The sequence below is a fragment of the Leisingera thetidis genome (assembly GCF_025857195.1).
GTDB lineage: Bacteria > Pseudomonadota > Alphaproteobacteria > Rhodobacterales > Rhodobacteraceae > Leisingera > Leisingera thetidis.
Map to the genome: position 1 here is coordinate 50,583 of NZ_CP109792.1, position 14,851 is coordinate 65,433.

The window sequence follows — 14,851 nt, forward strand, 5'->3', positions numbered from 1 at the left end:
TAGCGCAGAAGCCTGGAGACTATTTCCGCAAGAGATGCCGTTTGCCAGTAAAGGGGGACACCATGGATATGACGGGAAATCCAGAGCGCTTTGGCGTGTTGCTGCCTCTCTGGCCGGACCTGCATACCCTAGCGACCGAAGCAGAGCAGAATGCCGACAAGCTCCCTGATTTTTCGACCATCCGCCTACGCAGCTTTTCGGAGGCAATGGTTTGCCACCTTTTTCGGCACCATGGTTTGCAATTGAACGATGAAGAGAAGCAGTTCGACCGCCTGCAACTGCTTCAGCATAATGATCTTCTGGATCGGCGGATTCTTGGGCTTTTGCACACCATCCGGAAACTCGGAAACATCGCCGCACACGGAAAGCGTCCTGTATCGGTGGCTGAAGCCCGCGATCTGCTCGATGACGCCCTCTCGCTGACCGCTTGGTTCTGCCTCGAAATGCGCCCGGATATTGACTGGCAAGCGCGGGGACGTGCCGCGTCCATAACGCCTTCAGCATGTCATGAGACCTCGCAGGACATGTGCCCAGCCGACGCGAGGGAGAACATTGTCCAAAACCGCGACGCTGGCCTAGAGACCCTGGTCGGGCCACCGCAGACGCGGATCTCGTTGTGGGACATGTTCGAAGAGGATCTCACGGCCGACCAGCAGAGGGGCATTTCGGCGCTCGATGGATTCCTCGCAGACGACACCCAGCGGGTATTTCTGCTGAAAGGCTATGCGGGAACGGGGAAAACCTTCCTTGCGGGTGGTCTGACCGAGTTCTTGCTTGCCCAAGGGCGGATGTTCTCGCTTGCGGCCCCGACAGGGCGGGCAGCCAAAGTCATCACAAAGAAAACCGGGCAGTCAGCGCGAACGATCCACAGCCTGATCTACGACTATAGCGAGATGACCGAGCAGACCGAAGATGACGGCGATGGGTCGGCCACCTTCAAGATGATTGCCAAGGTCCGGAACAATGATGACCCGGTCGATGCCGTTGCCATCATCGACGAGGCGTCGCTCGTATCGAACGTGTATTCCGAAAGTGAATTCTTCCGGTTTGGCAGCGGACATCTGTTGCGGGATCTGATCGAGCACGTGGGTTCAACGCATTCAGGCAACGCCCGAAAGATCATCTTCATCGGCGATCCTGCGCAGCTGCCTCCGGTCGGCATGTCGACCTCTCCTGCCCTGGACGCGGATTACCTGCGTGAGACCTTTGGGCTTGATGCAACCAGCTACGAGTTGACTGAAATCGTCCGCCAGAAAGCTGAAAGCGCGGTAATCCGCAATGTCATGCCCCTGCGCGAAGGCGTTACCAGTGGACGCTTCAGCAGCCTGACGTTCTCTTTCGACGATGACGTCATCCAACTGCCCAAGGACAGTGTCACACCTCTCTATATGAAGATCCGCGAAGGACGCGGCCCCCAGGCGCCGATCATCGTTACCCACTCGAATACCGAAGCCGCCAATTTCAACCGCGCGATCCGGGCAGTACTGTTTCCGGGCAAGGCGACAGTGGCGGCCGGTGACAGCGTGATTGTTGCGGCCAATGGCTTTTGCGGTCCTCATTACGTCGCCAATGGTGAAATCCTGCAGATCGACGCGGCTGAAGCGACGGTCGAGCGACGGTCTGTGCAGTTGCTTCAGAAGATCGGCAATAGCGACGTATCGGAACCCATTAATGTCGCGCTGAATTTTCGAGACGTCATGGTTGCGCTGCCGCAATCGGAAGGTGACGATCTCATCCTGAAGGCAAAGATACTCGACGATTTTCTGCACGGCGACGATGCTAGCTTGGCATCTGCGCAGCAGCGCGCCCTCTACGTCGATTTCCTCAAGCGCCACAAGCATATCGACCGGAACAAAGATCGTGATGCATTCCAGTTGGCCCTGCGTTCGGATCCGTATTTCAACGCTCTTCGCCTCAGGTTTGGCTATGCCATTACCTGCCACAAGGCGCAGGGCGGCGAGTGGAGCCATGTGATCGTCAGTTGCGCAACCCGGCAGAACCCGCGGTCATCGGACTATTTTCGCTGGCTCTACACGGCCATGACCCGGACCAGCAGCAAGCTGTATCTTGTCGATCCGCCGGAGATCAGGCTGAAAGCGGCGGGAACCGGATGGGTTACGCCGTCTACCAGACAACCCGGCCCACAAAGCCCGGAGTCCGGCCCTCCCGACCAGCGAGCGATGGCCCCTGAACCAGATGGAGGGGCCCCCTCCCCGGCTTTGTCCCCGCAATCCCTGTTCCGCACTTGGCTTCAAACGGAAATCCGCAACAGGCTGGCCGACACTGGGGTCGAGATCGAGGACGTCGCTCACCACCAGTATCGAGAGGCGTATTTCTTAAAGCGAGGTGCTGATGCTGTTCGGATCGACATCGGCTACAAGGGAAACTGGACTGTCTCTAGCGTGACCTGCCCGAGGCCTGACGGCTTCGCGGAGGAAATCATGGCTCGCATCGCTGGATTGTCGGGCCAGAAACCAGGAACCGGCACTTTGAGCTCGGCCAGCGTGGGCGCGCCTGACCGCCCGTTCCTGCGGGATTTCCATGACCGGTTGATTGCTGCGCTGTCGAAGAAGGGCATTACGGTCGCCAACTTCAAGGAGCAGCAATGGAGCCAGCGCTACACTCTCGCGCGCGGTCTGGACACAGTCACGGTAGACATCTTTTACAACGGTAAAAACCAGTTAACCAAGTTCATGCCTGTCAATCCGTCCCTGAACCCTGAGCCATCACTCATCGCGCTGCAGGATGATGTCGGAACCGTTCTGACCGACGAGGTCGTCCCGTGAGCATCTTTAGCGGGAGCCGGCCAAATAGGAGTTTGGGGGCGGGAAATTGGAACCATCGCTCCAAAGAGGTCACCGAACTTAGGAAAGGTGGCCAGCTTGCTGCTGCACATGCACTCTCACTGGAGCGCATCGCTGATTCCGAGGCCGATGACTACGACCGCGCCGCCTATGCATGGTGTTTGATTGCGCTCGTGAAACAGCATTCAGCCGATGGTAATCACGTGGCGCTGTCCGACTATCTGGACCAGTTACGGCGCTTCGAAGTCCCGGCCTCAGACGCAATGCTGGCGGAGCATCGCGCGAAGGCTCTGGACCTCGCGAACCCCGACCGCCGTGCCATGCAGTCAGCTCGCATTCTGAGCAAGCAGGGAAAGCACGAGGAGGCCGCAAGGATCTACGCCGACCTTGATGCGAACGGAAAGCTGGCACCAGAGGATCGGAAGGCGTGGGGGTGGGAACTCTACCGCCTAATCAAAGTCGAACTCGAACAGACGCAGGACGAGAAACTGTCTCCGCCAGTTGTTCAGCGCGTGAAGAGGAACCTGAACACCTATCTGAAGCTAGCGATTGGCGGCCCCGACCTTTTGCACAGCCTCATGCTGCGGCAAGCGTTGCGCCTGACAAAGGGCGAACAGCTCAAGCTTCTTCCTTTTCTTCGCCTCTGGAACCCGGATCAGTTCAACGACGAGGACTTCGACCGGCAGAAGGGAAAGGACGGAAAGACCTACCCGTCCCTCGTCGAGCAGGTGATCCAGGCCGCGTCGGCCGAGGCAGCCCAGAGCGATCGCGTGGATGACTGCCAATTCATTTTGCCGCATGTGCAGGCCGCGATGAAGCGCTTCCCGGATAACATCTGGCTCAAGTTCAATCTCACGAAACTACTGCGGGGCATTGGGCGTATTGATGAAGCGCTCAAGCTGGCCGTCGAATTTGCGCGCGAGAAGGCTTCTGAGTATTGGGCTTGGGAACTGATCGGTGACCTGGTGCCAAACGATATCGATCTGCGGCGCTCGTGCTATGCCAAGGCCCTGAGCTGTTCACAGGACGATAACTTCGTAGGGAAGGTCCGCCTCAAGTTCGCCGCTCTGTTGGGAGAAAGCCACCCTGCCGAAGCCCGGTTCGAGGCAGAGCGAATGATTGCACACCGCGCCCGCGCCGGATACGCGATACCCCGCGAAGCACAGAGTCTTGTTGAAAGACTTTCTGCGGTGACGCCAAACACGACTGATCGCGCCTTCTATGGCAGCCTGAGCGATGCGGCGGAAGCTTTGCTTTTCTCGCACCTCCCGTGGACCGATGCGTGCCTCGGGGACGTTTTCGCGATCGAGGGGCGAGATGGTCAGAAGCCTCGAAGGCGCCGCAGAATCTATTTGAAGGGGAATCCGTTCGCACTCGAGCTGAGCCTGCCCGACAGCCATCCGGACATCCGCAGGTTGGCCGAAGGAACGCCGATCAAGTTGCAATTAGAGACATCAAAGGCCGAGCCAAAGCGCACAATAATTCACCGGATCAGCCGCCGGGAAGACGGCACACCCATGGACATCATGCCCTTTCGGGTTGGTGTCATCGACCACATCAACCATGGAAAGTCTCTGCTTCACGTCATCGTAGCACGCGGCGTGGATGGAACTTGCCCAATCTCACTTTGCCCGGGGCAGGTGGAGATTGGAACCACCGTGGCAGTTCGTCTTTCCCAGCACCATTCGAAGAACGGCCTTCGCACGCGTATACTCGAAATTGAACCCACCGAACAATCACCTTCTCCTGATGTCTGTCGCCCATTCCGCGAGGCAACGAACGTGACGCCGAGCGGGCTGGGGTTCACACTTGGAGATATCTTCATTCCTCCTCACATGATCACTGCTGAAGGGGTACAGGCGGGCGATCTTGTGGAAGGCGTGGCTGTTGCAAGTTTCGATAAGAAGCGTGGGAAATGGGGAATGAAGGCGATCCAGGCGAAAGTTGTCGCGCGAAATCACTTCGACTTTGGAGGTGAAAACGATGACTGGGAATAGCCGTCGCAAAGCACAGAACTAGAGCAATTCTCTCTATGCTTATCTTCCCAATCGCTTTGCCCTCTCGGCCATCCTGACCACCTGCGCGCTCGCCGTCGCCGCGGCGCTCTTTACCGCAGCAGGAGCGTGTACAGTTCCACGTCCAATCGCCTCACCCGTCGTGAGCGCCCCTATCCGCGCCCTGCCCTGGACACCAGATGTGTTAGCCAGCCCTCGCAGTACCCCTGCGGACCCGCTGACGATCGCCGGTGCCGCCACCACCATTAGGTTTCCCGAGATGCCGCGAACGATCAGGGGTGTTGCTGCTACAAATCCTTTGGCCAGGAAAACCATGACGAAGAACGGCACGAGCGATCCGATGTTGGTTGCCGAGTTCGGATCACCGAGCTGGGCTAGCAGCGAATTCGCCATGCCGACGACGGTAGAGAACATTGCTGCGATTACGATGGGGTAGAAGGCATAGCTGACTGTCGTCGAGACCCATCTGTGGAAGAAATCCTTGGTCGCGTCAAAGAGCGACAGTGCGATCATGATCGGAGCGAGGCCAAGCATGAGTGTCAGCATCATCTTGGCGAAGATGAGTACGATGCCGGTCATGAAGCCGAGAAGGCTGAGGAGCACCAGGCCAATGCCGCCGAGGATCGCTCCGGTCATCCAGTTGAGGTTGTTGCCGATAGCGTTAAGGTATTGGCTGAACTCTGTAATCAGTCGGTCGAATTCGGCTGCGAAATAGGTAGCGCCCGCCCCGCCGCCCCCGACTGATGAAATCAGTGCGCCCGCCACATAGTCGAGCCCACCAATGACTGCATTTGCGACAGCGTTGAAGTTGGCCCAGTTGAAAGCGAAGACCCCTATCAGCATCAGCTTGATCAGGTACCAGAAGAAACTTGCCCCATCCATGCTGCGGAACTGGAATGCCATGTTGATGCAGACGCCGATCAGCGAAAGCGTGACCATCAGCAGGACGATCGTGCCGGTATTGCTCGCCACGGCCCCGAACTGGGACTCGGCCGCATCGGCGAGGAAGCCGTCGGCGGTTCCAACCATCCAGCTGACGATGCTCATTACCAGTTGCCTTGCGCTTCGCAGATATCCTGGACGGCGCGGGCGATCTGGTTCTGTTCGTTGCGGAGGGCCAATTGGGCTTGAGTGTGCTCCGCTTGGGTGTTGCTCGCGAACTGTTCCTCGTACTCGGTCGAAGCGGCATCCCAAGACGGGAAGCGCACATCACAGCCGCAATCGCCACTTTCGTTGATCGCCTCCCATGACCGCAACTCGTAGAGACGCATCAACGTCAGCGCCTTGTAGGCTTCCCGCGGATTGATTTCGTCCATCCAAGTCGGGCGCGCCGGACGATCGTTGCAGATCCGGTACTGTTGAGGCGACATATCGACCGTGAGATCGTTTGAGATCGGAGGCGAAGTCTGCGCCACAAGTGGGCCCGCAAGGGCGGCAAGCATAACTGCGAGGATTGGTTTTCGCATCTGGGGGGGTCCTTTTTTACTCAGCGGCAACGGAGGGGCTCTTGTTGCCTCTGCCGTCGACCGTGTCGAGGTTCAAATCTGTGGTTTGACCCGGCAGGAAGAACTCGGTGATTCCGCGCGCGCCTTCATGGCGGCCTGCCTGAATGATCACGTCGATTGAGCCCTCGATATAATCGATCATGTCGGCATAGGTCATCGGCACATCGGTTTTCAGGGCGGCGATGGCGAGGCGGCGAACAGCAAGTTGTGGAGTCTCGGCATGGAGCGTAGTCAGCGATCCACCGTGGCCGGTGTTGATTGCCTCGAGAAACGTCATCGCCTCGCGCCCGCGGACTTCGCCTAGGACGATCCGGTCAGGTCGCATGCGAAGCGTTGAGGCCAAGAGCACATCGGCACCGCGGGCATCCGTGTCCCGGTCCGCGATCAACGTCACGGCATTGGGCTGCTCGGGGCGCAGCTCGGCCGCCTCCTCGATGGTGATGATCCGCTCTTCGGGCGGGATCAGTGAAAGGATCTTGCGCGCCGCGACCGTCTTGCCGGTCGATGTACCGCCCGAAACGATCATGTTGAGCTTGTTCTCGACGCAGAAGCGCAGCGCGGCGTCGATGTCGCCGGAGGCAACCACATTGCGCAGCGCGGCGTTTCGTTCGCGCCGCAGACATTCGAGGCTGCGCTCCTTTCCATAGAGGAAGCCGAGCCGGATTGCCTCCAGCGGCAGGGAGGAGAAGAACCGCAACGATATTGAAAACCCGCCCTCGACTGCCGGCGGCTGGATCACCTGCGCGCGGATCGGGCGATCTCGATATAGGATCGAGACCGAGACAATGGGCTTCTTCGTGCTGAGCGTCGTCGAGGCGGCCGAGGCGATCTGGTTGCCGAGGTCCTTGATCTCGGTCTGGCTCAGCGGGCTGCCGAGACCTCGCATGAAGTGATCGCCCTGGAATTCGCCCCAGACTTGTCCGTCGGGATTGATGCAGATCTCGATCGTGTCGTCGCGCAGGACCTCGGGGCCGAAACGGTCGAGCGACGCTTCCAGATAACTTGCAGCCATGTCAGAAAATCTCGAGGTCACGATCGACCATGACCGTGATCCGTGTACCCTGATCGACATGTATCACTGGCCGGATCGCCAGATAGTCCTGCATCACGCTTTGCGTGCTATCGCGCAGGTCGGTGCCGACATCACTCGCAACATCGGCCGCCACCTCGCTGTCGATTTGACCCGCTGCAGCCGCAGGCAGGGCGCCGATCAAGGAGATCAGCGCGGCCGAGCCGAAGCGTTGCGCGAAACGGGTGTCGACAAACCCGGTGGTGCCAGTACGGCCGAGTTCGTCTCCACCGAAGGCGCTGATCTGCACGGTCTGATTGTCGGGCAAGATGATCCGGTCCCATGCCACCATGACGCGCGATTGGGCGAGTGCGACATCGGAGCGGTAGCGCCCGATCAGCCGCGCGCCGCGCGGGATCAGGATACGGGTTCCATCGAAAGAATGGACGTCTTCCGAGACGATGGCGCGGATCGCGCCGGGCAGTGTGCTGTCGAGAGCCGTCTCTGTCACAGCCTGAATCATGGTGCCCTGAACAACCGTGTTCGATGGGTTCGCGATCACTTCGGCACGTGTCACCTGCGCAGGTTGTGCGCCCGAACGAACAAAGGCTTCATCTGCATTCAAACGTGCGGCTTCCAGCGTGTTCTCCCTATCCGCACCCGCGCCCATCCCGGAGAACGCGATCATAGGAGACGCGATACGCTCTGCGCGGGCCTCAGCTTCAGCAGCGCGCCGCCTTTCGAGTTCGGCCAGCCGCAATTCTTCTTCACTTGGTCCCAATGAGGTCGGCTCTGGTGGTGCAAGCCGTGCAAGTTCCAAGTCCATGCGGAGCTGATCCAATTCGCGGTACCGCTCGGTCAGCTGCCGCTCGAGGGCACGCTGAGCCTCGGCGGATGCTTCCTGTAAGGTGGCAATTTGCGCCGTCAGGTCCGCAATAGCCTGCTCCGCCCCGCTATCCGCGGCCTCGGCCGGTCTTGCGCGCAGTTCCTCGAGTTCCGCTCTCAATGTCGCAAGACTTTCCATCAGCGCGAGTTCAGACTCGCTCGGACCTGTGTCCGCAGGCGGGGCTTGGCTGGGCTCCGGGGTAGAAATCGGCGCCAGATCTCCGAATCCGGGGCCGCTGCTCTGGAACTCCTCCGGCGCGGCGGTCGCCATTGGTGCTTCTGCCGACGGCTGTAGGGCAGCCCACGCCAGACCACCTGCTGCGGCGATGCCGACGACTCCAAGGATCGCGGCAAGCGGTGCAGGCCGCTTGTTTGCCTTCGCTTTGCCTGTCGAACCTTCGAGAGCCGCGAGGCGCGCGGCGAGGTCTTCCGTACCTTCGGTCATGATGTGGCCTGTCCTGCGTCCTGGACGCAAATCACCTCTTCGCCGAGGCGAAGGACCCATTGCCGGTTGACGCCGGACACGCGGATGACGCCGTCACTCAAGGCCTGGCTGTTCACCGCGCGTTCCCTGCCGTTCGAATATCGGAAGATGGCGGGCACCGGCGCATTCCGTGCGAACCGGAAATACGTGAAGGTACCATCATCCCAGATGGCCGTCGGCGTGAACTCTTCTCGGGCACTGACCGCATAGTTCGCGTTCGGCGCATCGGCCGCAACCGCCCTGGTGGGTTGCACGCGGTTTTCAGGATAGCGGAACTGCACGACATAATGCGGCGTCTCCCGGGCTTCGACGACATGGAAGTAGTAGGAGCGACGGTTGGTGTAGACGGTGATGTTGGTGGCGACGCCAGATGCTGTCGGCTTGATGGCGAAGGCACGGCCACCCGGGACACCGTCGAATTGAAACCCGACCGTATCGCCGGCGATGATCGAGCGGATGGTTTCACCCTCACCGAATTCGACTGTGGTGACGCGGGTCAGAGTCGTGACGACACGGTAAACCTGGCCTTCAGTCCAGGTCGCGACGCGCACGCGATTGTCATGAGAACCTGGGCGGGGCGTAGTTTCGGCCAAAGCAGTCGTTCCCGCGAACGCGAGAATACTGGCGGCCAGCAGCGCAGAGATTGGAGTGCGAGTCATTCGGAACGGTCCGATCGGATGGCATATTGGGTAACGGTGAAACCGAAAGGGTTTTGCCAAACATCGTCGATCGCGCGGGTCCGCTCGGGCCGGAATTCGAACATCAACGTGGCAGTGAACGATCCATCCTGTACCCCCTGAGGGCTGGTCAGGCGCTTTTTGAGCCGCACCTGGGCGCGGTTTTCGCCAATAAGGGTGATCGATGCGATCTCGACAGCCATCTCGGCCGCAGCCCCGTAACGCGTCGGCGGATAGCTGTCCTGCCCCGATGTCCACATCCCGCGCATGCTGGCCTCGGCCGATCCGGAAGACTGTGCCAGGACACGGCGGACACGAAGATCGTTGTCGAGCTGGTTGTAGGTTTCGCGGTCGAAAATGTAGCGGTAGATTTGCGCTTCGATCACGGCAGGCCGTTCGGCGAGCGACACGGTTTCAACCGTGGCATTGGGGAGCGCCATCCCGGTCGCGGGATCGTAGGGCACAACCACGGGAGGCGGCGTCTCGACCATCAGCGCGACAGCCGCAGCCGTCAGACAGCCGAACACGCCAAAACCTGCCCCGGAAAGGCCGATCACCCGCCAAAGCTGCTCCCGGCGCAGGGCACCGTAGACAAGTTCCTCTTCCACGAGCTCGCGCGCAGTCATCCCCCCTGCCCCACTCATGGCTCAAGATCCGGCAAGGTGAAGTCCATGTAGCGGCGTTCTTCGGCAACCGTGGCGGCGTCAACCACGCCTGTATTGCCTGAGCCGAGGGTCTGGATCGCTTCCAGCTCCCACATCCGTGTCATGGCGATGGCGAGTTCTGCCGTGACGCGCGTGTTATGATCCATCGAGGCTTTGAGATCTTCCATGTCCGGGATCATCTCGACCAGACGTTCCACCCGTTCGAGAGACTGTTCCGCCTCTGCGTGGCTGTTCTGCGCCGCCGCCGACATCACAGCACCTGTGGTTGCCCGCGTGGCCACGCCTTCGGCGCCCGGATTGCCGCTGGTGGCGATCTCGCGGAGTGAATCCTCGTCGAACCCGGCACTTGCCAGCGCCTGTTCCATCTGCGTGCGCATGGGCCCGGCATTGGGCCCGATGAGCGCGCTCCAATCGCCCCCCTGGATGCCTCGGATCAGGCCGGGGATGTCTTCGAAGTTGGCCTCAAGCAAGGTGTCGAGGTCCCCGCCCATGGCAAGCCCGAGGATGCTGCGCGGCCCGGTGAGCGAGGCATACATCTCGTTCAGCTGATCGAGTTGGCTTTGCAGCATGTCCAGTTGCTCCAACGCATTGTCCAGAAGATCCGTCTGGACCCCGAAATCCTGCAGCATCTGCTGAAGCTGGCGGATTTCCTGGGCAATGTTCTGGGTGTCCACAGTGGGCACACCCTGTGCCCCGGCAGGTCCGGTGACATTGAGTGCAAGCGCGAGAGCGATGCTACCGGCGAAAAGGGAACGGGGCAGGCGCAGATTCAACGCAAATCCTCCTGACTGAAATCCATGAATTGCCGCTCGGCAGCCTGGGCCGCCGCCAAGGCGATCTGCTCGGCGCTGAGTGGCTCGGTTCGGGCGGCCTTGATCCGGGTTCGGATTGCGACCAGTCGGGCAAGTTCTGCCCGGGCATAGGTGTTGAGCGCGATGGCCTCGTGGAGATCCTCGGTCTCACTGATGCGTGTAATGATGTCCTGAACCCGCAGGGCGGCGGCGCGGACCGAGACCAGCGAATAGTCGCCATAGACCCCTGCGCCATGGGCCGAGAGGCTGAAACTCGCGTTGGCGAGGAGCACAGGGTCGATGGTGCCGAGCGCATCGATGCCGCCTACGGCCGCGAGGTAGCTGTTGTACTGCTGCGGAATCACCACGACATAATGCTGGGTTTCCGCGAAGGGTGGCACACCGCCATAATCCTGCACATTGCCCGGCCCGGCGTTATAGGCGGCGAGCGCATGGATAATGTTGCCATCGAACATGTTCAGCATTTGTGAGAGGTATCGCGCACCGCCGGTGACCTGCAGATAGGGATCGTCGTAATAGGCCGGGTAGATCCCAAGATCGCCCGCGGTACCGGGCATGATCTGGGTAAGTCCGAAGGCCCCCACGGGTGAGCGTGCCCCAATCTGGAAACGACTTTCCTGCCAGATCAGCGCCTGCAAGAGACAGCGCCATTGCACGAGCGAAAGACCTGCGCGGCCGACCCCGGACAGACTATGGGTGTCGCGTGCTGCGCGGATGATCAGCTCCTCGATCCCCTCCCTGGCATCGCCGAACATCCGCGCTGCCGCTGGATTGGTGTCCTCGGGCGCATAAAGACTGGCGGCCGCGCTTTCGACGTTGTCTACCGCCCCCTGCCCCGCCTCGAGCCCCGCCACGGTTCCGGCCACGTCTCCAGCGCCAAGCGACATGGCATCCATCAGCCCTTCGAGGGAGGCGAGTTGCTGGCGCTCGATTTCGGCCAGTTCCTCCTCGCGGCTTAGCCGGTCCTGCTGCAGTGCCAGGTCCCGATCGGTCTGCTCAAGGATGGCCTGCCGCTCCGCGAAGAGGCGCAGGTCGAAGGTCGGCACGCCCTGGGCGACCGCTGGCCCCGCCGTGGGACCTGCCAGCGCAAAACCGATCATCGAGAGAGGAAGCCAGGTCCGCATTGGCTTAACCGCTCGCACCCAAGAGGACAAAATCGCAGGCCGTGTCGCGGCGCGTGACCTCCGCCCCCATGGTCGAGATCGTGGCTGTGGCAGTTCCTGCCTGCGCAGGAGCCTCGCGAAAATTGAAGCAGTTGGCTTGCGGGGGGTTATGCTGCGCACAGGCTGTCAGGGTCAGGCCGAGCCCGAGCAGCACGACGCTGCGAATGATGATACGGGTCATGTCACTCTCCAGAAATCAGGACGTTCGCGATAATCGGCGCCGACAAGCGCTTCGCCCTTCTCCATTCCGCCAAGGATGGTCACGAGCGGGCCGAGCGCGCTGAGATCGGCATCGATCACGACGGAACCACGGTCGTCGCGTACAAGCGCGAGCCGCGAGGCCGAGCCGACGCCTAGAAGCACGTCGAGCTCTTTCTCGGTCAGGCCGAGCATCGCGTAGTCAGCGGCGGAAGCACGAATGTTGGGCAAGAGCACCTGCGTCGGCACCGCTTCCACGATGGTCTTGCCGGTGCGCGTGCGCTCGAGCTGGCTGGCATATTGCGTCATCATCACGACGACGGCGTTCTGCTTGCGGGCGGTCACCAGCCAGTTGCTGAGTCGCTCCGCGAAGTAGGCGTTGTCGAGGGCTTTCCATGCCTCGTCGATGACGATGATGGTGGGCTTACGGTCCTCAATCACCCGTTCGACCCGGCGGAAGAGGTAGGACAGGACCGCCATGCGTTCCCGCTCGCTCTCGGAATCGAGGATGCCGGTGAGGTCAAAGCCTGCGACGTCGCCATCGATGCTGAAACTGTCCTCGGCATTGGCCCCGAAGATCCAGCCGTAGCGGCCCTCGGCGGTCCATTCCTGCATCCGCTCGAAGAGATCGCCCTCGTCGTCGGTCGAGACCAGCAGCGAGGCAAAATCCGACCAGTTCCGCAGCCCCGCATGTCCTGCGCTCGCGTTCTGGCGCACGACCTCCTGCAGTCGGTTGGTCTGAACCGGGGTTAGCGGTCGATCGCGGCGCTCGAGGAGGCTTGCAAGCCAGTCGGCAAGCCAGGCCTGCCCGCGGGCGTCGATCTCGGTCTGGAGCGGATTGAGGCCCGTGGGGCGCCCCGCCCGCACGGTCGAATAGCTGCCGCCGAGCGCGCGGACGGCCATCTCCATGCCCGCGCGATAGTCGAATACGAAGACCCGCGCACCTGCCCGCCGTGCCATGGTCATCAGGAAAGCCGCCAGGACGGATTTGCCGGAGCCGGGACGGCCGAGGATCAGCGTGTGCCCACCTGTGGGCTCGCGATCTGGCGCGCCCTGTTCGTGGAAGTTGAAGCGAAAACCACTGCGCTCGGGTGTCGGAAAGAGCGTGATCGGCACGCCCCAGGGGGCTTCCCGCCCTGTCTTTCCGAGCGGGGTGCGGTGGAAGGTAGCGAGATCGGCGAAGTTGTGGTTCGTGATTGCGGCCTTGCGGCTGCGCGCCCCTGTGTTCCCGGGATGCTGCGCCATGAAATGCGCCCGCGCCCCGAAGGCTTCCGAAATCAGGTTGATCCCGGAAGTGGCGGAGATGTTGCGGATTTCGGCCGCGATGTCGTCAAGCGCCGTCTGGGTGCGGGCATAGACGGCCACGGTCATGTGGTGCTCGCCGAAGATCAGGCGTTTGGATTCCAGATCGTCCTGCGCGAGTTCCAGTTCCTGGGCGAGACTGACGGCTCCGTCATTGGCGGCCTGCATTAGCCGCAGCTGCCGCTTGATCCGGCCCGCCATGATGTTGGCGTTGATCGGCACAAAAGAGTGCGTGACCACCATGTCGACGGGCAGATTCAACTCGTCGAGCATCAGGCTATCGGTCTTGGCCGGGTAGTTCTTCACCGCAAAGATCGCCCCGAGCTTGTCGCCGACGGCACCGTCCGAGAGTGCGATGGTCGTGCCGCGGAAGGTGACGCGCGTATTGGCTACGTCCTCGGCGACCACACCGAGGCCCGACCGGGGGAAGAGCGGGTGCTCCTCGCCCGTGTTGAGTGAACCGAGGAAGCCCAGAAGCTCGCCGGTGCTTGCGGCCAGCAGGCGGGGCTTCAGCTCATCGAAGGAGGACAGCAGAAACCCCACAACCTCGTCGAGCTTGCGCAAGCGGCGGGTGGTGTCGGCCGCATGTCGCGAGCGAGACGCCGCAAGTCCGAACGGCAAGCGGCTGCCGGTCTCAGGTCGCTTCAGCACCGTCAGGGTCAGCGTCTTGTCGCGCAAACCCGCGCGGCCGAGATGCGCGTGCCATCGTTCGTCGACGGCAGCCGCAAACCCTTCGCCCGGAACGGGCGGCAGGTTCACATCGACCGCTTTCGACACCTTGTGCAGGTAGAAGGAGAACTCCGTCCCCACCTGCGCGACGATGCCAGCCAGCAACCCTCCGATCCGGTCGAGATGCCCGTCCTCGCTCGTGGTGCTGTTCACCCCTTCGAGGCGGATGCACTGCATCAGTTCGTTGCCGCGTGTCCGGATCGTTCGGTCGTTCACGAGGCTCACATAAGGCAGCATCATTGAGAGCCGCTTCTCGCCCTTGACCCATGCGGGTAGCGCGGTCAGCGGATCGATGGCGATCTCAACCTCATCGGCAATTCCATCACGGGGCATAGCTGTCGCCTCCGTGCAGCTTGCGGTTCGTCGTGGGCGGGGTTTCCTGCAGGGTGATCACCAGGACATCGAGGAAGTTCGGATCCCAGTCTGCGGCCTTCCAGAGCGCCGGCCAGGCCAGCCCCGCGAACACAGCCACCACCCAGCTCTGCACCCAGAGGAACAGAAGCGTCGAGCCGAAGAGCCAGACCATGGCGTACATGATCGGCAAGCCCATCAGCTTGGGTGGCCTGAGAAGACCGATGAACACGCGGGACTGGTCAGCCATGG

At 61.3% G+C, this 14,851-nt stretch carries 13 protein-coding genes; 2 read left to right on the plus strand and 11 right to left on the minus strand.

The features are described from left to right. Positions 1–62 precede the first annotated feature (62 nt). Both OKQ63_RS25100 and OKQ63_RS25105 read left to right on the plus strand, forming a co-directional pair. Positions 63–2,786 (plus strand): ATP-dependent DNA helicase, encoded by a 2,724-nt coding sequence (locus OKQ63_RS25100; RefSeq protein ID WP_264214691.1) that lies wholly within the window; start codon positions 63–65, stop codon positions 2,784–2,786. Then, entirely contained in the window at positions 2,783–4,801 is a 2,019-nt protein-coding gene (locus OKQ63_RS25105; protein ID WP_264214633.1) for a DUF7017 domain-containing protein, read from the plus strand. The genes OKQ63_RS25100 and OKQ63_RS25105 overlap by 4 nt, the downstream gene beginning before the upstream one ends. Positions 4,802–4,840: 39 nt before the next feature. Here the strand turns inward: OKQ63_RS25105 and OKQ63_RS25110 are convergent, their stop codons facing one another. The 11 genes from OKQ63_RS25110 to OKQ63_RS25160 are packed head-to-tail and all read right to left on the minus strand — an operon-like array spanning position 4,841 to position 14,849. Beyond that, positions 4,841–5,866 (minus strand): TrbL/VirB6 family protein, encoded by a 1,026-nt coding sequence (locus tag OKQ63_RS25110; RefSeq protein WP_264214634.1) that lies wholly within the window; start codon positions 5,864–5,866, stop codon positions 4,841–4,843. Beyond that, positions 5,866–6,285, minus strand: a complete 420-nt coding sequence (locus OKQ63_RS25115; protein ID WP_264214635.1) for a hypothetical protein — start codon at positions 6,283–6,285, stop codon at positions 5,866–5,868. Before OKQ63_RS25115 ends, OKQ63_RS25110 begins: the two co-directional genes overlap by 1 nt. Positions 6,286–6,301: 16 nt before the next feature. Beyond that, positions 6,302–7,336, minus strand: a complete 1,035-nt coding sequence (locus OKQ63_RS25120; protein ID WP_264214636.1) for an ATPase, T2SS/T4P/T4SS family — start codon at positions 7,334–7,336, stop codon at positions 6,302–6,304. Position 7,337: 1 nt separating this feature from the next. After that, complete coding sequence (locus tag OKQ63_RS25125; protein WP_264214637.1) at positions 7,338–8,663, minus strand: TrbI/VirB10 family protein; 1,326 nt, start codon at positions 8,661–8,663, stop codon at positions 7,338–7,340. Continuing rightward, complete coding sequence (locus tag OKQ63_RS25130) at positions 8,660–9,361, minus strand: TrbG/VirB9 family P-type conjugative transfer protein (RefSeq protein WP_009574160.1); 702 nt, start codon at positions 9,359–9,361, stop codon at positions 8,660–8,662. The genes OKQ63_RS25125 and OKQ63_RS25130 overlap by 4 nt, the downstream gene beginning before the upstream one ends. Continuing rightward, entirely contained in the window at positions 9,358–10,005 is a 648-nt protein-coding gene (locus OKQ63_RS25135; protein ID WP_264214638.1) for a VirB8 family type IV secretion system protein, read from the minus strand. The genes OKQ63_RS25130 and OKQ63_RS25135 overlap by 4 nt, the downstream gene beginning before the upstream one ends. A 14-nt stretch (positions 10,006–10,019) precedes the next feature. Continuing rightward, positions 10,020–10,817, minus strand: a complete 798-nt coding sequence (locus OKQ63_RS25140; protein ID WP_264214639.1) for a type IV secretion system protein — start codon at positions 10,815–10,817, stop codon at positions 10,020–10,022. Continuing rightward, positions 10,814–11,980, minus strand: coding sequence for a lytic transglycosylase domain-containing protein (locus OKQ63_RS25145; protein ID WP_264214640.1), 1,167 nt, complete (start codon positions 11,978–11,980; stop codon positions 10,814–10,816). The genes OKQ63_RS25140 and OKQ63_RS25145 overlap by 4 nt, the downstream gene beginning before the upstream one ends. Before the next feature lie 4 nt (positions 11,981–11,984). Further along, entirely contained in the window at positions 11,985–12,200 is a 216-nt protein-coding gene (locus OKQ63_RS25150) for a hypothetical protein (protein ID WP_264214641.1), read from the minus strand. After that, positions 12,197–14,581, minus strand: a complete 2,385-nt coding sequence (locus OKQ63_RS25155) for a VirB4 family type IV secretion/conjugal transfer ATPase (RefSeq protein WP_264214642.1) — start codon at positions 14,579–14,581, stop codon at positions 12,197–12,199. Before OKQ63_RS25155 ends, OKQ63_RS25150 begins: the two co-directional genes overlap by 4 nt. After that, a complete protein-coding gene (locus OKQ63_RS25160; protein WP_009574151.1) occupies positions 14,571–14,849 on the minus strand; it encodes a VirB3 family type IV secretion system protein in 279 nt (92 codons plus the stop codon). The genes OKQ63_RS25155 and OKQ63_RS25160 overlap by 11 nt, the downstream gene beginning before the upstream one ends. Positions 14,850–14,851: the final 2 nt, after the last annotated feature.